The 20,024-nt window shown below is 40.6% G+C and carries 17 protein-coding genes, 1 pseudogene and 1 other annotated feature; of the genes and pseudogenes, 5 read left to right on the forward strand and 13 right to left on the reverse strand.

Features of this window, described 5'->3' with window-relative positions:
- Positions 1-7 precede the first annotated feature (7 nt).
- Positions 8-886 (forward strand): ROK family protein, encoded by an 879-nt coding sequence (locus NSS81_RS16585; protein WP_342429780.1) that lies wholly within the window; start codon positions 8-10, stop codon positions 884-886.
- Between the two features lie 21 nt (positions 887-907).
- On the forward strand, positions 908-1,762 hold the full coding sequence (locus NSS81_RS16590; protein WP_342429781.1) for a MurR/RpiR family transcriptional regulator: 855 nt from the start codon (positions 908-910) through the stop codon (positions 1,760-1,762).
- A gap of 59 nt (positions 1,763-1,821) precedes the next feature.
- Here NSS81_RS16590 and NSS81_RS16595 read toward each other — a convergent pair whose 3' ends face one another.
- Both NSS81_RS16595 and NSS81_RS16600 read right to left on the reverse strand, forming a co-directional pair.
- Complete coding sequence (locus NSS81_RS16595; RefSeq protein ID WP_342429782.1) at positions 1,822-3,378, reverse strand: glycosyl hydrolase family 28-related protein; 1,557 nt, start codon at positions 3,376-3,378, stop codon at positions 1,822-1,824.
- Positions 3,379-3,623: 245 nt separating this feature from the next.
- Entirely contained in the window at positions 3,624-4,370 is a 747-nt protein-coding gene (locus NSS81_RS16600) for an RDD family protein (protein ID WP_342429783.1), read from the reverse strand.
- Between the two features lie 128 nt (positions 4,371-4,498).
- Here NSS81_RS16600 and NSS81_RS16605 point away from each other — a divergent pair.
- Positions 4,499-4,812: pseudogene (locus NSS81_RS16605) on the forward strand (DUF3892 domain-containing protein).
- A 52-nt stretch (positions 4,813-4,864) separates the two neighbouring features.
- On the opposite strand, the gene NSS81_RS16610 reads toward NSS81_RS16605, so the two are convergent.
- On the reverse strand, positions 4,865-5,491 hold the full coding sequence (locus NSS81_RS16610; protein ID WP_342429784.1) for a GyrI-like domain-containing protein: 627 nt from the start codon (positions 5,489-5,491) through the stop codon (positions 4,865-4,867).
- A 197-nt stretch (positions 5,492-5,688) separates the two neighbouring features.
- On the opposite strand from NSS81_RS16610, the gene NSS81_RS16615 reads away from it, so the two are divergent.
- Together NSS81_RS16615 and NSS81_RS16620 are read left to right on the forward strand one after the other, a co-directional pair.
- Positions 5,689-6,066: a hypothetical protein gene (locus tag NSS81_RS16615; protein ID WP_342429785.1), complete on the forward strand. Its 378-nt coding sequence runs from the start codon at positions 5,689-5,691 to the stop codon at positions 6,064-6,066.
- Positions 6,067-6,212: 146 nt separating this feature from the next.
- Positions 6,213-6,596 (forward strand): VOC family protein, encoded by a 384-nt coding sequence (locus NSS81_RS16620; RefSeq protein WP_342429786.1) that lies wholly within the window; start codon positions 6,213-6,215, stop codon positions 6,594-6,596.
- Between the two features lie 117 nt (positions 6,597-6,713).
- On the opposite strand, the gene leuD is transcribed toward NSS81_RS16620, so the two are convergent.
- The 10 genes from leuD to NSS81_RS16670 form a co-directional block, all read right to left on the reverse strand.
- Positions 6,714-7,295 carry a 3-isopropylmalate dehydratase small subunit gene (gene leuD, locus NSS81_RS16625; RefSeq protein ID WP_342429787.1) on the reverse strand — a complete coding sequence of 194 codons (582 nt, stop codon included), beginning with the start codon at positions 7,293-7,295 and terminating at the stop codon, positions 6,714-6,716.
- Positions 7,296-7,297: 2 nt separating this feature from the next.
- Positions 7,298-8,716 carry a 3-isopropylmalate dehydratase large subunit gene (leuC, locus tag NSS81_RS16630; RefSeq protein ID WP_342434054.1) on the reverse strand — a complete coding sequence of 473 codons (1,419 nt, stop codon included), beginning with the start codon at positions 8,714-8,716 and terminating at the stop codon, positions 7,298-7,300.
- Between the two features lie 375 nt (positions 8,717-9,091).
- Entirely contained in the window at positions 9,092-10,198 is a 1,107-nt protein-coding gene (leuB, locus tag NSS81_RS16635; protein ID WP_342429788.1) for a 3-isopropylmalate dehydrogenase, read from the reverse strand.
- 73 nt (positions 10,199-10,271) lie between these two features.
- Complete coding sequence (locus NSS81_RS16640; RefSeq protein ID WP_342429789.1) at positions 10,272-11,813, reverse strand: 2-isopropylmalate synthase; 1,542 nt, start codon at positions 11,811-11,813, stop codon at positions 10,272-10,274.
- Positions 11,800-12,831 carry a ketol-acid reductoisomerase gene (gene ilvC / locus NSS81_RS16645; protein ID WP_342429790.1) on the reverse strand — a complete coding sequence of 344 codons (1,032 nt, stop codon included), beginning with the start codon at positions 12,829-12,831 and terminating at the stop codon, positions 11,800-11,802. The genes NSS81_RS16640 and ilvC overlap by 14 nt, the downstream gene beginning before the upstream one ends.
- A gap of 23 nt (positions 12,832-12,854) precedes the next feature.
- On the reverse strand, positions 12,855-13,376 hold the full coding sequence (gene ilvN / locus NSS81_RS16650) for an acetolactate synthase small subunit (protein WP_342429791.1): 522 nt from the start codon (positions 13,374-13,376) through the stop codon (positions 12,855-12,857).
- Positions 13,373-15,100, reverse strand: a complete 1,728-nt coding sequence (gene ilvB / locus NSS81_RS16655; RefSeq protein WP_342429792.1) for a biosynthetic-type acetolactate synthase large subunit — start codon at positions 15,098-15,100, stop codon at positions 13,373-13,375. The genes ilvN and ilvB overlap by 4 nt, the downstream gene beginning before the upstream one ends.
- Before the next feature lie 169 nt (positions 15,101-15,269).
- Positions 15,270-15,539: a binding site (T-box leader), on the reverse strand.
- Positions 15,540-15,648: 109 nt separating this feature from the next.
- Positions 15,649-17,319, reverse strand: a complete 1,671-nt coding sequence (ilvD, locus tag NSS81_RS16660) for a dihydroxy-acid dehydratase (RefSeq protein WP_342429793.1) — start codon at positions 17,317-17,319, stop codon at positions 15,649-15,651.
- Between the two features lie 12 nt (positions 17,320-17,331).
- A complete protein-coding gene (gene ilvE / locus NSS81_RS16665) occupies positions 17,332-18,240 on the reverse strand; it encodes a branched-chain-amino-acid transaminase (RefSeq protein ID WP_342429794.1) in 909 nt (302 codons plus the stop codon).
- A gap of 438 nt (positions 18,241-18,678) precedes the next feature.
- Positions 18,679-19,962, reverse strand: coding sequence for an ammonium transporter (locus NSS81_RS16670; protein WP_342429795.1), 1,284 nt, complete (start codon positions 19,960-19,962; stop codon positions 18,679-18,681).
- Between the last annotated feature and the right edge of the window lie 62 nt (positions 19,963-20,024).

Genomic DNA, 20,024 nt, shown 5'->3' on the forward strand with positions numbered 1-20,024 from the left:
GAATATAGTGAAAATATTAGCTGTTGACATTGGAGGAACCTCGATTAAGCTCTGTATCTCGGATGAAAAGGGAAATATCGAGGTTTTTAAAGAATATGATACTGAAAGTAAAAAGGGCGGAAAGTTTTTAGTTGAAAAACTAATTAATATTATACATGAATACCAGGGGTTTGAAGCAATAGGCATTAGTACTGCAGGGCAGGTTAATAGTGAGGATGGCTCAATTATTTATGCCAATGAAAATATTCCTAACTATACTGGTACGAGATTAAAAGATATTTTAGAAGAAAATTTTAAAGTACCTGTAAAGGTTGAAAATGATGTAAATGCAGCTGCCCTAGGTGAGAAATATTTTGGTGCAGGAAAGGAATTTGAGGATTTCCTTTGTCTTACCTATGGTACAGGAATTGGTGGTTCAATTATAATAGATTCAAAAGTATATAAGGGGAATAATGGAATTGCGGCTGAATTTGGACATATGATTACCCATCCCTTAGGTAATGGCTGTAACTGTGGAGGGCGTGGATGTTATGAAACGTATGCCTCTACTACTGCATTAGTTAGAAATGCCAAAAAAGTCGACCAAGACTGTGTCAACGGAAGAACAGTTTTTGAAAAAATCGGTTCAGGGGATATGAGTTTAGCAACGGTTTTAAATGACTGGGTTTTTGAAGTAGCCTTGGGTCTTGTTTCTTTAGTTCATATTTTCAACCCGCCTGCCATAATAGTTGGCGGAGGTGTAATGGAACAAGAAAAACTAGTTGCTATGGTTAACAGTAAGGTTAAAGAGCTAATAATGGAGAGCTTTTCGGATGTGAAAATAATAAAGGCTACTCTAGGGAATAAAGCAGGAGTGCTTGGGGCAGTTTCACTTCATGTAAAATGAGGTAACTAGGAGAGGTGTTTAATGGCAAAGAATGAAATATTTTCACTTATTCACTCAAGATACAATTCATTTACTAATACAGAAAAAAAGGTTGCTGATTACATTCTGGAAAATATTAAGGATGTAATATACATGTCAATAACTGATTTAGCTGATGCATGTGATGTGGGTGAGTCCAGTATTTTTAGATTTTGTAAAACCATGAAGCTTAAAGGGTATCAAGAGTTTAAAATTGTCTTAGCTCATAGCATTTCTCTTGATGAAGAAACCCCACAGCTTTCAGGTATAATTACAATGAAGGATACAATTGGAGAACTATCATCGAAAATTTTATCTACAAATGTGAGTGCCCTTACAGAAACCTTTAACCTCATAAATGAAATTGATATTTCTAATGCAATTGATAGTATGATTAAGGCCAATAGAATTCATTTTTTTGGAGTGGGTTCCTCATTAATGACGGCTATGGAAGCAAAGAATAAGTTTATGAGGATTGTCAATAAAACAGAGTGTTCTTTAGATTCTCATCTTCAAATCATGTCCGCTGCGCTAATGACAGAAAGTGATGTGGCTATCCTAATTTCTTATTCTGGATCGACCAAGGATACAATTGAAGTGGCAAAGGTGGCCAAAGAAAGAGGAGCAAAGATTATTTCAATTACTCGTTTTGCCAAATCGCCTTTGACCAGTTATTCCGATATTACATTGCTTTGCGGTGCAAATGAAGGCCCTCTCCAAGGAGGAAGCCTATCAGCAAAGATATCACAACTATACTTATTAGATCTCCTTTATATTGAATATTTTAAACGAACCAATAAAGAATCGATTCTTAATAAGGAAAGCACTGCTAAGGCAGTAATTGAAAAAATGCTATAATAGTATGCCAACAAAAAAAACATATGGTTGGCCATGTGTTTTTTTTGTTGGCATCTGCCTTAGATTAGAACCTGTTCTAAATTATGAATATTACTATCCTTAAGCCCCATTACTGCTATTGGGGCTGAGTTTTGAATTTTCACATTACGTATCTGAACAAATTTAGCCCTATTAACACCTCCAAAAGCCTTTATATCAACGCCAGCCTTTCTAAAGTTTGATATTGAAAGGTTTTGAAGGCTAACATTTCTAGCCCGATACTGAATGGCTATCACTGGGTTTCCTTTGTAATCATAATCTGGGTCCCCAATGAGGGTGAAGTGATTGATCACAACATTTTTATAGGCGGAAACAACCATACCACGCGGAGCCGACTCCTGATATAAGTCCGTAAATATGGGTGCAATGGCGACCAGATTTGTTGCTAGTATATGATAGGCTGATTTTGATTCGATGTCGGTGCTTTTGTGATGTCCGATATGGCGAAAGTTATAGGATCGGTTATCGTTCACTGAAATATGGCCAACAATTTGTACATTAGAGGCTGCTGAAGAATTTTGATGTGCCTTGATTTCGATGCCGCCAAAGCATCTAGCTGTTGAATTATTCACCAGTAATACATTACGCGAACCATCATCAATTTCAATTCCGTTGGAGTTTGAAAAGCCTATCCGATGGCTGCGCCCGCTCGGATCGCACATATGTGAGTTCGAGATCATGATGTAGTCACTATGATGGGTGGTAATGCCGTCATCACCAAAACCATGACCGTTCAAATTGTCAAGCCAAACATACATACTTCCTCCCCGTGCACGGTATCCGTCACCGCCATAATTGTAAAGTGTAGACGAGATATCGAAGCAGTGGAGGCCAGGATTGATTCCCTCCACGTCCTTCACCCAGCCAAAGATAACATTGGCATAGGTTAAACAGCTTGAATGATTACCCCATGTCGCTGTCTTTTTTACCTCTCCAAGCCTCTCCACATTCCAATCCAAGCTTAATCCTTCTACGAAAACATGATGATTTCCCTTCCAGTGGTTGGCGTTGGTAATCAATCTAGTTCCTTTTCCCGCACGGTCATGGAGTTTAATGATTGTTCTGCCTTTACCAGTGCCAATGAGGTATGTACAGGATGGAAGGAGAATTCCTTTCGTAATAAAAATCCCTTCTGGTACAAATACTTTTACCCGTCCAGTCCCGATTGCCTTGTTAAAAGCAGCCGTACAATCCGTTTTTCCATCGCCAATCGCTCCATAATCAACTACGTTCACTTCACGCGTAAGGTTAGTTACTAAGCGATCATATTCCCTATCCAACTTTGTCATCCACTCGGGAGATACGTTACCTTCTGAATCCACATATGTTTTAGTTCTCTCCAATATTCTTAATGGTTTAGCGATAAAACGAAACAAAACTTCAAGAGGCTTTTGTGAAATGGGTACTTTCTTAGAGACAATCTTGTTTTTCTGTGGTGAAATGCTTTTTTCAAGTTGTTCCTGAAAGATTTGTTCTGTTTCTTGAATGGCCTTTTTTATATTTAGATGTTTTTTAGTTATCCGTACAAGAAGGTCTGCGTTCTTTCTTGGGTCATGCGTTTTATCTAAATGAATCATTTTTTTCACTCCAAAGTATAACTTACTTTTATTATGTACTAATAAATATATGTTTAGGTATAACATATATGCAATTCCGAATATTTCGTGAACTTAGAGGGGATGGTTTGGTTTATCGAAATAGTAAATGCATGAAAAACAATAAGAAACCACTAGAGTAGATTTGTTTTTAATCTAAAAAAAGCTGAGTGGGGTTGTTTGAAAATCGTAAAATTGCAGATTGTCAAACAACTCTATCAGCTTTTCTAAATATAAATACCAGCTACTAACAATGCAGCGGGAAAGCATCCGGCAATAAAAATTCTTGCCAAACTTACTTTACCATATAAAATGACTGTTCCAATCTTATGATCCCATGTAGACATTCCATGCCCCTTCAGGTCACGATAAGAAAAAAGGAAACAAATAAGATTAAGAATCGGAATTCCAAAACCCATTCCAGCACCAGAAACGAAAATACTGCGCTTGAAGGCAGTTTGGAAATTAAGTTGCCCGCCGTCAACACATTTGATCTTTGTATTTAAGAAAGCCTTTCCAAAAGTATTGCCAAAAATAGCAATGAAAATAGGTTCAACAATCATCCAAGTAATTAAACTGATGATAAAGATTGTTAGAGCCGATTTATCCGTTATAAATTTAGGGGAGAAAATTGTAACTAAGGTAATGAGGAACAAAGAAAACAATGAAAGGTCTAGAAATCTAGCTAAATATCTTACATAGGGTCGCCCGTTTGGATAAGTAGCTTCTTCATATTCTTTATCAGTTTTGAATTTGTCAGGTAGGAGATGAATTCTTGTAGACTCGAAGATGCATTCAGTGAACATTTCTAGTGTTTTAGCCATTTGCCAACACTTCATACTTTTATTCCATACAAATGTGTCACCTGTTAAGACTCTTTGTTCAATTAACTTTTGTAATTCAAACAAACAGACAGGTCCCTGTTGCTGATGATCCTTAATAAAAAACCATATACTTCCTTCGGTTGATTCCATTTGATCGCCCCCAGTTAGGTAAATTATACCACGTTAAATTTTTTCCGAACTTTATTGGTTTTGTGTAAATTTGTATAATTTTCAACAATTCGCTTCAAAATACTAACATACGTTCGGAGGTGGATAAATTGGAACAGCAGGATTTCGAAAAGGTATTCGAAGAGTATAAGCAGCAAAGTGAGCAACAAGCCCAAGTAGAAGCAGATCAAAGTAATACAAGTCACAAAGAACACTTTGTGGCAGTAAAGAAAAATGATGATGGGATATCATGGCCTTCAAAACCAGCTCAGGGCGGGAATTGGATTACATTACCGCTCTAACAGAAGCCAAAGCAGGCAATTTAGCTAATGTCGATGTCTTTCATAAATACGGCAGAGATATTATTCGCAGTGAACCTGATGGGATTAAAGAAAATAACCTTGACCAATTACCCGAATTTTAACGAAAATCCTAAATAAAGAAAGGCCTGAGGAATTCTCCTCAGGCTTTGTCTTTTATTGTTTAGAAACCTTAATTCTTAAAACTGTTTTTTGTTTTTCAGGTGCTGTTTTCCTTGCATCTGTGATGTAGATTTCTTTGTGACGCTTATCAATCCTTGTTAAACCTTGCTCCTCACAATAACTTGCAATGATGGCAAAAGTTTCTGGTTCGTTCTCATAACTGCCATGATGCATCATCTGAACACAAAGCCCATCGGCTAATCGTACAAACTTTGCCGTCTCAATCGGCAAGTTTTTCTTCTTAGCCTTCACACTTTCAACGGCTTTAGCGAATAGCTCTTCTGTCAAAAAGTCAGGCTGGCGTATCATTAGTTGATAGACAAAATGATTTTTATCCAGATAATTTAAGGTTCTACCGACTTCATCTAAATCCCAGATTCCCTCAAGAGGGAAAACGGTGTATTCATAGTAACCTTCAGGGGTGAAGCCACTTTTTGGCATCATTCGAATTGCATAGGACAAAGCATATAATAGTTCGATATTTAAACGAAAAGCCTCACTATCTGGAGATCCTGCCCCGTGAACAGTGATATACATTTTTTCAGTATCATTGTACAGCGTTGGTATGTTTTTTGGTAAGTAAGCTTCCTTATCTTTTTTGCGCCATTCATACTTCATCATTTGCTAAAGCCACCTTCAATTTCTGAATTTTGATAACTCCTATATCATCAGTTTACTCTGTAAAGACACTATCACACAATATGACGATTAAGTATTATCTATTGCTTTACTCCAGAAGTGGGTAGAGCAATTTCAGTTAAAGGAAATAGAGCTTTTTTGGTGAATATATACCTTATGAGGAATGGAAGGGGATCGCTTTGAAAAGAATTTTACTAAGTGTAGTTTTCATTGTATTAGTAGTGTTTGGATTGATCATATTTAGGTTCGGAAGTGCATTATTTCAGGAAGGAAACCCTGTACCGATATTGACTTCAATTTTGAAACTGGACCTTACAATGAGTGATTATGAACAGTTTTCAGAAACCAATCAGAATACTAGATATGTGTCAGTGAATACTGGTAGTTCTCGTTTTGATGTAATTAAGAATTTCATGGATGAAAAGGGATGGAGTTTTAAAGAGCAAATGGGTTCAGGATTAGTCTATACGAAAAATAAGGAGCAATTAGTTGTGGAAACAAGGCAATATACAAAGCATTATTTAATATGGGATATACCGAAGGAAGTATTTAACTAAGGTTAAAAAGTAAGCTTATATTCAAAGCACTTAATGACTAGACTTATAAAATTGAAACAGGAGTTATGACTAATGTGTTTTTTGCTTGCACCCTGATTGTTAACACATCATAATAAGGAATAACTATCATAGGAGGAAAAAATAGTATGAAAATCATTGTTACCAGTTTATTTGTTGAAGATCAAGACAAGGCATTAGAGTTTTATACAAAAAAGCTAGGCTTTGTAAAAAAGCATGACGTACCCACCGGTGAATACAGGTGGATAACACTTGTTTCTCCAGGTGAACAAGACGGTACGGAACTTTTGCTCGAACCGAATGTCCATCCTGCTGCAAAGGACTATCAAAAGAAGATAGTTGAAGAAGGCATCCCAGCAACAATGTTTGGTGTTGCTGATATTCATAAAGAGTACAAGCAACTAATAGAAAAGGGCGTAACGTTTACTATGGAACCGACAAAAATGGGTGATGTCACAATAGCTGTCTTCGACGATACATGCGGCAACCTTATTCAGATCATCCAGCAGTAACTTCATGACGAAGTAAAGTAGTTTTAACGACTTTGTTGATATGTTTTATATACATAGAAGAAAGGGCTCAGTGAACTGAGCCCTTTTGTAATTCTTCTCTCTTTTATGCGAGTGCTATTATTGTGCAAGCTCGTACTGCTTGATTTTGTCTTCATAGGTTAAGGTAACACCGATTTCATCCCAGCCATTAAGTAGCATTTCCTTCGGATAGGGAGGGATATCAAATGTAACTTCTAATCCCTGATTATCATAAACTACTTGATCCTTAAGATTTACTGTTAGTGTATATTCTTCGGATTCAGCCTTATTGATAATGGCTTGAACATGGTCTTCACTAATTTGAATGGCAAGAATGCCATTTTTCACACAGTTGTTTTTAAATATATCTGCATAGCTAGGAGCAATTACTATCCTAAAACCAAAGTCCTGAATAGCCCACGGCGCATGTTCACGGGAAGAACCACAGCCAAAATTTTCACCAGCTACTAAAATGGAGGCACCCTTATATTTTGGATTGTTCAGAGAAAAGTCCTTCCGCAGATTGCCATCATCATCATAACGCCAATGATAGAATAAAAATTGTCCAAAGCCACTGCGTTCAATTCGTTTCAAGAATTGTTTCGGAATAATTTGATCTGTATCGATATTAGAGCGGTTTAATGGATAAACCAGACCTTTATGAGTACGTAATGGTTCCATTTTTATAAAACCCCCTGTGCAGTAAATTGACGGACATCGACAAAATGTCCTGCAACCGCAGCGGCAGCTGCCATTTCGGGACTAACAAGATGGGTTCGAGAACCATTCCCTTGACGGCCTTCAAAATTGCGGTTCGAAGTGGAGGCACAGCGTTCACCTGATGGAACGATGTCATCATTCATAGCTAAACACATACTGCAACCAGCCTCACGCCATTCAAAGCCGGCTTCTATAAAGACCCGATCCAGTCCTTCTTTTTCCGCAGCAAGCTTGATGCTGAATGAGCCTGGTACAACAATCGCAGTAACCGAAGGGCTAACCTTCCTTCCACGAACAACTTCTGCAGCTTTACGTAAATCGCTTATGCGAGAGTTTGTACATGAACCGATAAAAACATGGTCAATTTTTACACTTGAAATGGGTTGACCAGCCTCAAGACCCATATAGTGGAGAGCACGGCTGATTTCATCCTTTACATTCGCTTTCACTGCTTCTTCCGGATTAGGGACAGACGCTGAAATGGGGATACACATACCAGGGTTTGTACCCCAAGTCACCTGTGGCTCGACTTTAGACGCATCAATTTCTACAACGCGGTCGTAGGTAGCTTCTTCATCAGATGCAAGGGCGCGCCAGCTTGCAACAGCCTCATCAAACGCCTCGTCTTTAGGTACATGCCGACGACCTTTTAAGTATTTAAATGTTGTCTCATCCGGTGTAATTAGTCCAGCGCGGGCACCACCTTCAATCGACATATTACAAACGGTCATTCGCTCTTCCATCGAAAGTGCACGAATCGCTTCTCCTGTATATTCCATCACATAACCCGTTCCAAACTGTACTCCGAATTTACCGATAATCGCTAGAATTAGATCCTTCGCCGTTACACCCGTTCCAAGCTTGCCATTCACTTTTACATTCATGGTTTTTGGAGGTGCTTGCCAAAGTGTTTGCGTTGCAAGGACATGCTCCACTTCACTGGTACCAATACCGAAAGCAAGAGCACCAAATGCCCCATGTGTAGACGTATGGCTATCGCCACAGACAATGGTTTTTCCAGGCTGTGTTAACCCAAGCTCTGGACCAATTACATGAACAATCCCATTATCGGGATGATGAATATCAGACAGCTCAATCCCGAATTGCTGGCAATTTTTTTTCAATGTATCTATTTGATTTTTTGAGACAAGATCTTTAATTTCACTACGGTCACGTGTTGGTACATTATGATCCATTGTTGCATAGGTTAAGTCTGGGCGCCGGACTTTGCGTCCGTTCATCCGCAAACCTTCAAATGCCTGAGGAGAAGTCACTTCGTGAACAAGGTGTAAATCAATATAAAGTAAATCAGGCTTTCCTGCTTCTTGATGTACAACATGCTGCTCCCAAATTTTTTGGATGATATTTTTTGGTGTTTGCATAGCGTCCTTCCTCACGTTTATAGATTTATAGGTGGGGGAGTAGTCCCCGTTTCTTTTATATGGCCGCCGCAACTGGCGGATAAACGCCGCAACTGGCGGATAACCGTCCCAACTGGCGGATAAACGCCGCAACTGGCGGATAAACGCCGCAACTGGCGGATAACCGTCCCAACTGGCGGATAAACGCCGCAACTGGCGGATAAACGCCGCAACTGGCGGATAAACGCCGCAACTGGCGGATAAACGCTGCAACTGGCGGATAAACGCTGCAACTGGCGGATAACCTGCCACAACCAGTGGATAGCCGGAAATTCCAACTTATAGTTAAGCCGCCAGGCCAACAAGCCTAGCGGCTAAAGCCAACCACTCAACTACTTATATATAACAGCTCATAATACACTTTGAGGCATTTTGTGATTTGATATAATCGACAATTAGGCGAGTCATTTCAACAGTACCAACTGGGCGCCCGTCAGGAACCTGAATATCTGCAGTATGGAAGCCTGCATCTAAAACAGATTGTACGGCCTCTTCAATCAGCTCCGCCTCGTCATCCAATTTGAAGGAATAGCGCAGCATCAGTGCTGCTGATAAAATCATTGCTACTGGATTGGCTACACCTTTCCCCGCAATGTCAGGTGCTGAGCCGTGAACAGGTTCATAAAGACCTAACCCGTCTTCTCGCAAACTAGCAGAAGGGAGCATGCCAAGAGATCCTGTTAAAACGGAGGCTTCGTCACTTAGAATGTCACCAAACATATTCTCTGTCACAATTACATCAAACTGTGTTGGGCTTGTAATAAGCTTCATTGCGGCCGCATCGACTAAAACATGTTCAACCGTAACATCTGGATATTGAGCTTTTTTCTCTTCAACAATCTCACGCCATAGCTTACTAGACTCTAAGACATTTGCTTTATCAACAGAAGTGAGGTGACCACGCCGCCCCTGTGCTGCTTGAAAGCCTTTATCGACAATCCTTTCAATCTCTTTTCGAGTATAGGAAAGTGTATCGACAACCACATTACCATCCTCACGGCGTTCGCTTGGGGTCCCAAAGTAAAGGCCACCTGTTAGTTCACGTACGATGAGAAGGTCACTGCCAGCTACCACTTCTTCTTTTAGAGGTGAGGCATGAAGCAAATTTTTAAACCCTTTTATCGGTCTTAAGTTTGCATATAAGTCAAGTGCTTTGCGAATACCGAGCAATCCTCTTTCAGGCCGTAAATGGGAGGGGTTGTGATCCCATTTTGGGCCGCCAACTGCACCTAGTAATACCGCATCCGCCTGTTTGCAGGCATCAATCGTTGTTTCTGGTAGGGGAGTGCCGTATAAGTCGATGGCTGCTCCTCCAATCTCATGGGTTTCGAAGTGGAAATTGTGGTTAAATTCTTCAGCAACGGCACTTAGCACCTCTTTTGCAGAGCCAATGACTTCCTTACCAATCCCATCACCAGGCAGTAAAACAATTCGTTTTTTCATTCGAAGCAACCTCCTCATCATTTTTAATAGCCTAATAGAAAAATAATACTCGTTTTTCCAATCAACCAATATCCTAGACTGGTTCTACTTGCAAAGCTCCTTTTTGATTATAAAATACGCGATTAACTGCATTTATAAATGCTTTGGCCGAAGCTTCTAAAACGTCCTGCGCTGATCCGCGACCACTCACAGGTATTCCATTCACCGTCATCTTTACATGAACCTCAGCAAGTGCATCGCGGCCTTGACCAATGGAGTTTAATTTAAAATCAGTAAGGTGAATCTCTTCTTTTACTAAAGCCTCAATCGTGTTGTAGAGTGCCTCAACACTTCCTGAGCCTGTTCGTGCTGTTTCGACCCGAATGCCTTCTGGGCTAGTGAGAGCAACAGTAGCAGTTGGGAGATTAGCTGAACCATATTGTACCTGGAAAGCGACAAGTTCATATTTTTTAACATCAACAACGGCTGTTTGAATATCCGTTAAAATCGCAAATAAATCTTCATCCGTTACTTCTTTTTTACGATCGGTTAGTTGTTTAAAAGCTGTGAACGCCTCAAGAAGCTTTTCTTCTGATAATTGGAAGCCCATTTTTTCAATATTATCCTTAAAAGCATGTCGGCCAGAATGTTTGCCAAGAACGAGATCATTCGACTGAATCCCAACCATTTCTGGAGTAATAATCTCATAGGTTAACGTGTTTTTTAATACCCCATCCTGATGGATACCAGACTCATGTGCAAATGCATTTTTTCCAACAACAGCCTTATTTCCAGGAACCATCATCCCCGTAAAACGGCTAACAAGGTCACTCGTCCGTTTCGTTTCTTTTAATACAAGGTTAGTAGTATAGGGATATTTATCTTTTCGAATCGCAAGGGCAACCGCTATTTCCTCGAGAGAGGCGTTGCCAGCACGCTCGCCGATTCCGTTAATCGTTCCTTCAACCTGTGTTACTCCGTTTTCTATCGCTGCAAGTGAATTGGCCACGGCCATTCCTAAGTCATCGTGACAATGGCAAGATAGTGCTACCTTATGAATATTACGGACATTTTCACGAATATAGCGGAACATATAACCGTATTCTGCTGGTGTGGAATACCCGACTGTATCAGGAAGATTTATAACCGTCGCACCTGCATCAATGACTTTCTCGATAATATCAACAAGAAAGTCGAGATCTGAACGCGAAGCATCCTCAGCTGACCATTCAATATGAGGAAATCTCTTTTTCGCATAGGCAACCATTTCAACTGCTGTTTGAGTCACTTGCTCCGGCGTTTTAAGCAATTTATATTTCATATGAATGGGGGAGGTTGCAAGGAAAACATGCAACCTCGGTTCTGCAGCATCTTTTAATGCGTCCCACGCAATGTCAATGTCCGATTTTGTTGCTCTTGCTAAGCCAGTCACAGAAGTGTTCTTAATCGTCCGTGCAATTGCTCTAACCGCTTCAAAATCTCCTTGGGAAGAAGCCGGGAAACCGGCCTCCATAATGTCAACGCCAAACCGTTCGAGTTGTCTAGCAATTTCCAGTTTTTCAAGCTGGTTTAAATTCACACCAGGGGACTGTTCGCCATCACGCAGTGTTGTATCAAAGATGTTAACGTGAACCATTTACCACCACTTCTTTCTTATCATTTACTGGTTTTTTAATAAATGGCATTAATGCACGCAACTCGCGGCCAACCTTTTCGATCGGATGATTATTTTCGCTGCGATTTATTGCGTTAAATTGCGGACGATTTGCTTGATTTTCTAAAATCCAGCCTTTAGCAAATACGCCTGTTTGGATATCAGTTAAAATATCCTTCATACGGCCTTTTGTGTCTGCATCGACAACGCGAGGTCCTGAAACGAAATCTCCCCACTGAGCTGTGTCAGAGATAGAATAGCGCATGTTTTCTAATCCTCCTTCATATAGAAGGTCAACGATTAATTTTAATTCATGTAAACACTCAAAGTAGGCCACCTCAGGCTGATAACCTGCTTCAACAAGAGTTTCAAAGCCTGCTTTAATTAGTGCTGTTGTACCGCCGCATAATACAGCTTGCTCTCCGAATAAATCTGTTTCTGTTTCTTCTTGGAAGCTTGTTTCCAATACACCTGCACGAGCGGAGCCAATTCCCTTTGCGTAAGCTAGGGCAAGATCACGTGCCGTACCAGTGTAGTCCTGATATACAGCGTAAAGGGCAGGAACACCAGCACCTTCAGTATAGGTACGACGTACTAAATGGCCTGGACCTTTAGGTGCAACTAGGAATACATCGACATCTGCTGGAGGGACGATTTGGTTAAAATGAACATTGAAGCCATGAGCAAAAACTAATGCATTGCCGGCTTGAAGGTATGGTTTGATACTTTCTTCATAAATCTTAGGTTGATGTTCATCAGGAAGGAGGACCATAACCACGTCTGCTTGGGCTGACGCATCAGCAACAGTGGTTACTTCAACACCATCTTCAACCGCTTTATCCCATGACTTTCCTCCGCGTAATCCAACTACAACATCAAAGCCGCTTTCCTTTAAGTTAAGAGCGTGGGCATGACCTTGTGAGCCATATCCGATTACTGCAATCTTTTTCCCTTGTAAAACTGCCTCTTGAATATCACCGTTATATAGTACTTTTGCCATTATTAATCATCCTTCCAAAAATGTTATTTTATTTGAGAATAAGTAGTTGATTCGTTTACCTGTGGTTGATGCCCACGTAAGAAGGCGGTTAATCCTGTTCTAGCAATCTCTTTAATTCCGTAGGGCCGAAGTAATTCGATTAAGGCATCAATTTTCTCCGGGCGTCCTGTGACCTGAATCGCTAAACTATCTTTACTGACATCCATGATTACCGCGCGGAACGGGTCAATGATTCCATTGATTTCGCTGCGGAGGTGACCGCTGCCGGCCACTTTAATTAAGGCAAGCTCCCGAGCGACAATTGCTTTATCGGTAATATCAGAAACTTTTAAGACATCAATCTGCTTGTTTAATTGTTTTGTTACCTGTTCTAGACGCTGCTCATCTTCGACTTCTACAACCAGGGTCATTTTTGATATTCCCTCGGTTTCTGTGGGCCCTACTGAGATACTTTCAATATTAAATTGGCGCCTTTGCAACAAACCGGTGACTCGATTTAAGACACCGCTCCTGTTTTGAACAATGGCTGTTATAATCCGTTTCATGAAGGTTTCACCCCAATCATTTCATGTATTCCTTTGCCGGGGGAGATCATCGGAAAGACTTTTTCCGATTGAAGAACTCGGCAATCCATCAGAACTGGACCATCGTAAGCAAAAACTTCTGGAAGTTTTGTAATGAGTTCTTCCTGGCTTTCAATTTTTAGGCCTCTAATATGATAGCTTTCAGCAAGCTTTACAAAATCTGGCTGTGTTTGAAGAATCGACTCAGATATGCGATTTCCATGTAAAAGCTCCTGCCACTGACGAACCATGCCTAATGCGCCATTATTAACGATAATAATTTTGACAGGCAGGTTCTGTTCATAGATAACGGATAATTCCTGGAGTGTCATCTGAAACCCGGCGTCACCAACAATCGCAACAACTGGACTTCCTGGTGCAGCGAATTGTGCTCCAATGGCAGCAGGGAAGCCGAAGCCCATTGTGCCCAGGCCGCCAGAGGTAACCCAACGATGCGGTTTATCGAAAGAATAGTATTGTGCTGCCCACATTTGGTGTTGACCAACATCGGTAGTAACAATCGCATCACCATTTGTAACCTTATGAATGGCTTCAATTAACCATTGTGGTGACATCCCATCTTGGCTGTGTTTATACCAAAGTGGGTAGTCTTTTTTATTTTTATAAAGCTTTTCTAACCACTCCTGGTGTTGGGGAGATTCTATAGATTGATTAAGTAGTTCCACTAATGCATCCTTCGAATTAGATACAATAGGTATGCATGTCGGTACATTTTTACCAATCTCCGCAGGGTCAATGTCAATATGGGCGACACTCGCAGTGGGTGCAAAATGCTTTAAATTTCCTGTTAGCCGGTCATCGAAGCGTGCACCAATATTTATGAGTAAGTCACATTCATACATCGCCATGTTTGCTGTATAAGTTCCGTGCATTCCGCCCATACCAAGGGAGAGAGGACTGTTTGCCGGAAAGGTCCCTAAACCAAGCAGGGTTGTTACCACTGGGATTTGATGTTTTTTCGCAAATTCCGTTAATTCATTCGATGCCTTCCCATGAAGAATTCCAGCCCCTGCAAGTATCACTGGCTTTTTTGAATTGGCAATTGCATCAGCCAATTTTTTTATCTGGAGCGGGTTGGGCTTAATCGTCGGCTGATATCCAGGAAGATAGATGTTAATCTCTTTAGGTTCTTCCGTTAATACTTCAGCAGAGATATCTTTTGGAATATCAATCAGAACAGGACCAGGGCGACCAGTTGAAGCTATATGAAAGGCTTCCTTTACGATTCTTGGTAAGTCTGAAACGGATTGTACTTGATAATTATGTTTCGTAATTGGTGTCGTAATGGCCATAACGTCTGCCTCTTGAAAGGCATCTGTCCCGATAACACCACGAGCAACCTGCCCTGTAAATACTACTAGTGGTAAAGAATCCATCATTGCATCAGTTATTCCGGTAACCAGGTTTGTCGCACCAGGACCTGAAGTGGCAATAACAACACCTGGTTTTCCAGTAATTCGGGCAAAACCTTCCGCTGCGTGGATGCTCCCTTGTTCGTGACGGAAGAGGACGTGCTTTATAGAGTCCCTTGCCCGATAGATCGCATCGTAAATTGGTAGGACTGCACCACCCGGATACCCAAATACGGTATCAACTCCTTCTGTAATCAATAAATCAATGAGAAGGTCTGCACCAGTTTTTGGTGCCGTACTGGTTTGATATTCCAGCTTAGCTTCTACTTTCACGTCATAATCCCTCCTTGTGGATGTTTAACCTTTTAAAAATGAACCTATCCCATTGTTTAGCACTAATTTTATGGGGCTGAAAGTGAATAGTCGTTGTTGATGTCTACATAGTAAAAAAGGCCTTGTTCTCTCCGAATAAACTGCAGTGATGTCCAACAACGCAGTTTTATTTCGGGGAGAAAAGACCTTCTTTTCTCGGTACCACCCGTTTTGCAGCATCCTTACGAATACTGCCTTATGAAGCGATTAACAAAAAATAGTTAATCGTTTCTTTTGGTAACAGGTATACCAAGGTACACCCGATTGAGCCTAATAAGTCAAACCGTTCAGCTCAACACTCAGGGATGATGTCGGAATAAGTTGTATTACTGGGCTTCCAGCAACCCCAGCTCTCTGAAAATACATTTTCTTATTCCTTTATTCCCGTCATCGATTTTCATATTAAATTTTCAAAGCTATTTGTATGAAAGTCTTTAATCTCGGCGATTGGAAGGGCGCCTAATCCCTAGGTAGATTAAAGTATCATCAACTTTAGCTATGTGCTTGTTTTAAAATTTCATGATTCCGCCAGTGTTGGCAGAGGTGACGAGTTTTGCATATTTTGCTAAGTAGCCGGTTTTGATTTTTGGCTCTGGCTTGATCCAAGAATTGCGTCTTTCTGCTAATTCCTCATCATCAATGAGAAGTTCAATGGTTCGTGCTGGTAAATCAATAAGTATTTTGTCACCATTTTTCACAAGAGCTATAGGGCCACCTTCGGCTGCTTCTGGTGAAATATGACCAATAGAGATTCCGCGGCTGGCACCTGAGAAACGGCCATCGGTAATTAATGCAACCTCTTTACCTAGACCACGACCCATAATAGCGGAGGTAGGAGCAAGCATTTCCGGCATTCCTGGTCCGCCTTTTGGACCTTCGTAGCGAATAACAACCACGTGTCCTGCCTGAACTGTACCATTATTAATGTTTTCTTGTGCTTCTTCTTGTGATTCAAAAACAATTGCTTCACCTAAGAAGGTTTTAATGGAAGGGTCAACAGCACCAACTTTGATCACACTGCCATCTGGTGCAAGGTTTCCATAAAGGATGGATAGACCACCAACAGAGCTATATGGATTGTCTTTACTCCGGATGACATTTTCGTTTGTGATTGTAGCCTCTTTCACATTTTCAGCAAGAGTTTTCCCAGTTATGGTTAAGCAATTATCATGCAACGCGCCTTCAACTTTATAAAGCTCATTGATGATGGCACTAACCCCGCCTGCATAATGAATGTCTTCCATTGAATAATCAGATGCTGGCATAATTTTTGCTAAGTAAGGAACTTTTTCAGCTATCTTGTTGATTTCACGTAAATCGTATTCAATCCCTGCTTCATGGGCAATTGCCAATGTATGAAGTACTGTATTCGTTGATCCACCCATGGCCATATCAAGTGCAAAGGCATTATCAATTGCTTCACGTGTAATGATGTCACGTGGGCGAATATCTTGTTTTACTAATTCAACTAAGTGTCTTGCGGCCTGACGAATCAATTCATGTCTTTCCTCTGAAGTTGCGACAATCGTCCCGTTTCCAGGAACCGTCATCCCTAATACTTCCATAAGACAATTCATCGAGTTTGCCGTAAACATTCCTGAGCATGATCCACAGGTAGGGCAGGCATTTGTTTCTATTTCGAGTAATTCCTGTTCTGTCATTGAACCACTATGGTACGCACCAACGCCCTCAAAAACAGAAGTGAGAGAAAGGTTTTTTCCTGTTGTTGGTGAAACGCCAGCTTCCATCGGACCACCTGAAACAAATACAGACGGGACATTCGTTCTAGCAGCTGCCATTAACATTCCGGGTGTGATTTTGTCACAGTTCGGAATGTAGAAGACACCATCGAACCAGTGGGCATTGATAACTGTTTCAGCACAATCGGCGATTAGTTCTCGGCTTGGAAGGGAGTAACGCATTCCAATATGTCCCATTGCGATCCCATCATCAACGCCAATTGTATTAAATTCAAAGGGGATACCGCCAGCTTCACGGATGGCTTCTTTTACAATCTCACCGAAATGATTAAGATGTTTATGTCCAGGAATAATTTCAATGAACGAGTTGCAGACACCGATAAATGGTTTCTCCATGTCTTTCACTGTTACCCCAGTTGCGTATAAAAGGCTGCGGTGGGGGGCTCGATCAATCCCCTTTTTAATCATATCGCTTCTCATTTACTTCGTCTCCTAACCGACAATGGCGTGGTTTGTTGTGGTAGGATAACAGGCCACACCGTCTGTTGTTACAATTTTTCTAAATTCCTTTAAAAGGTCATTTGTTACCTTTCCAGGTTTTCCATCAGTAATTTTGCGGCCATCCACATCAATGACTGCAATAACCTCTACAGCCGTTCCAGTTAAGAAAACCTCATCAGCAACATATACATCGTGTCTTGTGAAAGGGGATTCTCTTACTTCATAACCCTTGGCCTTCGCCACATCAATAATTGCGTTTCGGGTTATACCTTCTAGGGCTCCCAGGTAAACAGGAGGGGTATAAACAACACCATTTTTTACAATAAAGATATTGTCAGCTGAACCTTCTGTTACATAACCCTGATCGTTCAGCATTAATGCTTCTTCCACACCAGCTTGAGTAGCTTCAAGTTTTACAAGAATATTATTTAAATAGTTTAATGATTTCACTTGAGGGCTTAAAACATCTGGTCGATTTCGTCTGCTTGCGACCGAAGCAATTTTAATTCCGCGCTCATAAAATTCTTTCGGATATAGAGCTAATTGCTCAGCAATAATGATGACATTAGGTTTTGAACAGGAAGCAGGGTCCAATCCAAGATTACCTTTACCACGTGAAATAACGACACGGATATATGCGCTGTCTAGCTGATTTTTTCTAATCGTTTCTACGATTATTTGTGTCAGTTCTTCTTTTGTATAAGGAACCTGCAACATAATGGATTGTGCTGATTCAAAAAGTCTTTTTAAGTGTGCATCGAGTCTGAAGATATTCCCACTATAAACTCGTATACCTTCAAATACTCCATCCCCATATAAAAAACCATGATCAAAAACTGAAATAACAGCATCCTCTTTCTTGACGAATTCGCCGCCAAGGAATATCCATTGACTTCCCAACCTAACCACTCCCTTTAGTGATAACCCCATTAAATGTTTGTTTTGTAACTTATTTGATTATTCATTACTTTTATATTTTCAGTAATCATACAACCAAACTAATTCTTGGTCAACACAAAAATCTGATAATTCAAAACAGTTAAATATTTTGTTAGCGTTTTCATTCCTTTTAAATTAAGGTTATTGCAAGAAAAAAATATTAAAAAAATTTTTTTGAAGGTACAAGAAGGGGTCAAAACAAGAGGAAGAAGGTGGAGTTTCTACTATTAGATAGTTGTTTAATAGATGGAGTGTATTTCATTAACTTCTAGATAAGTTTGAAACTACCAATCTCTTTCTATTAGTAAAGGGTATATTGATAGCCAGGAAAGACCTTACCATCCTATCAATACGATCCATCCCTAATTTAGGGATGGATCGTTGCATTAAAGGTAGAATTTATTGCGCGTTAAGCTTTGGTTCTGCCCTCACAATTGCAGGTTCTATTTTTACTATTTCAGGGTACCCATGGCTACCGTGTTCGCTTATGTCAAGACCAATGATTTCTTCTTCTTCTGTTACCCGTAAACCACCCATTGCTGCTTTCATGATCGTCAAAAGGATAAAGGCTACAACAAATGCAAATGCTCCTGAGCTGAAAACACCCAGTGCTTGAACTCCAAGCTGATGCAAGCCACCTCCGTAAAATAAACCTGGCTGGCCGACTGTGGCTAATTCTGGTGTTGCGAAGAAACCAGTTGATAATGTTCCCCAAATCCCCGCTGCTCCGTGAACTGAAATGGCAGCAATCGGATCGTCAATTCCTTTGCTTTCAAAGAAACGGATACTATAAAATACAAGACCTCCAGCTATGAATCCGATAAGAACGGCCGCCCAGGTATCAACAAAAGCACACGAAGCGGTAATGGCAACTAAACCTGCAAGGGCACCGTTTAACATCATTGGTACATCTGCTTTACCTAACACAATCCACGAAATGATCATTGCAGCAACGACTCCTGCACCGGCAGCAAGGTTTGTATTGACGGCAACAAAGCCAAAGAATGCTCCGTCAACAGAAATGGTACTGCCTGCGTTAAATCCAAACCAGCCCACCCATAAAATCAGGACACTTAGTGCGGTAAATACTTGGTTATGTCCAGCAAGATTATTTGCGGAACCATCTTTATTATATTTGCCGATACGAGGTTTGAGGATAAGTGTCCCAGCCAATGCAGCCATTGCTCCTGTTAGATGTACAACCGTTGAACCAGCGAAGTCTTGTTTGCCATGCTCAGCTAACCAGCCGCCTCCCCAAATCCAGTGGGCAATTGGCGGGTAAACAATAACTGAGAAAAGTACTGCAAATACAAGGTAGGCACCTAATTTTGCTCTCTCAGCAAAACCTCCAAATGCAATGGTTAAGGAAATACCTGCAAAGGCTAATTGAAATAGAAAGAAAACCGGACCAGATAATCCTAAGCCTTCAACTTCATACCCAGAGTAGAAAAAGTCTGATAAACCAATGAGTGGATTTCCTTCACCAAAGATTAATCCATACCCGATTGCCCAAAACATTAGTGAGCCAATACCGAATGTTAGAATCGTTTTCCCTGCAATATGCCCGGCATTTTTCATTCGTGTTGAGCCAGTCTCCAGAAGAATGAATCCTCCCATCATTAGAATGACGAGTACTGCTGCAATCATTACCCATAAACTGTTCATTAAAAATATAATATCCATCCATTTTCCTCCTTGTGAGTAATGTTAATTTTCTTAACATTCTATTTATTATTTGTATTTTT

Origin of the sequence: Neobacillus sp. FSL H8-0543, assembly GCF_038592905.1 — a bacterium.
Lineage (GTDB): Bacteria > Bacillota > Bacilli > Bacillales > Cytobacillaceae > Neobacillus.

What these genes read in the sequence shown, in the direction of transcription:
- NSS81_RS16590 (WP_342429781.1), top strand. Translation starts at nt 908, where the DNA reads ATGGCAAAGAATGAAATATTTTCACTTATTCACTCAAGATACAATTCA.
- NSS81_RS16595 (WP_342429782.1), bottom strand. Translation starts at nt 3,378, where the DNA reads ATGATTCATTTAGATAAAACGCATGACCCAAGAAAGAACGCAGACCTT.
- NSS81_RS16600 (WP_342429783.1), bottom strand. Translation starts at nt 4,370, where the DNA reads ATGGAATCAACCGAAGGAAGTATATGGTTTTTTATTAAGGATCATCAG.
- NSS81_RS16610 (WP_342429784.1), bottom strand. Translation starts at nt 5,491, where the DNA reads ATGATGAAGTATGAATGGCGCAAAAAAGATAAGGAAGCTTACTTACCA.
- NSS81_RS16620 (WP_342429786.1), top strand. Translation starts at nt 6,213, where the DNA reads ATGAAAATCATTGTTACCAGTTTATTTGTTGAAGATCAAGACAAGGCA.
- leuD (WP_342429787.1), bottom strand. Translation starts at nt 7,295, where the DNA reads ATGGAACCATTACGTACTCATAAAGGTCTGGTTTATCCATTAAACCGC.
- leuC (WP_342434054.1), bottom strand. Translation starts at nt 8,716, where the DNA reads ATGCAAACACCAAAAAATATCATCCAAAAAATTTGGGAGCAGCATGTT.
- leuB (WP_342429788.1), bottom strand. Translation starts at nt 10,198, where the DNA reads ATGAAAAAACGAATTGTTTTACTGCCTGGTGATGGGATTGGTAAGGAA.
- NSS81_RS16640 (WP_342429789.1), bottom strand. Translation starts at nt 11,813, where the DNA reads ATGGTTCACGTTAACATCTTTGATACAACACTGCGTGATGGCGAACAG.
- ilvC (WP_342429790.1), bottom strand. Translation starts at nt 12,831, where the DNA reads ATGGCAAAAGTACTATATAACGGTGATATTCAAGAGGCAGTTTTACAA.
- ilvN (WP_342429791.1), bottom strand. Translation starts at nt 13,376, where the DNA reads ATGAAACGGATTATAACAGCCATTGTTCAAAACAGGAGCGGTGTCTTA.
- ilvD (WP_342429793.1), bottom strand. Translation starts at nt 17,319, where the DNA reads ATGAGAAGCGATATGATTAAAAAGGGGATTGATCGAGCCCCCCACCGC.
- NSS81_RS16670 (WP_342429795.1), bottom strand. Translation starts at nt 19,962, where the DNA reads ATGGATATTATATTTTTAATGAACAGTTTATGGGTAATGATTGCAGCA.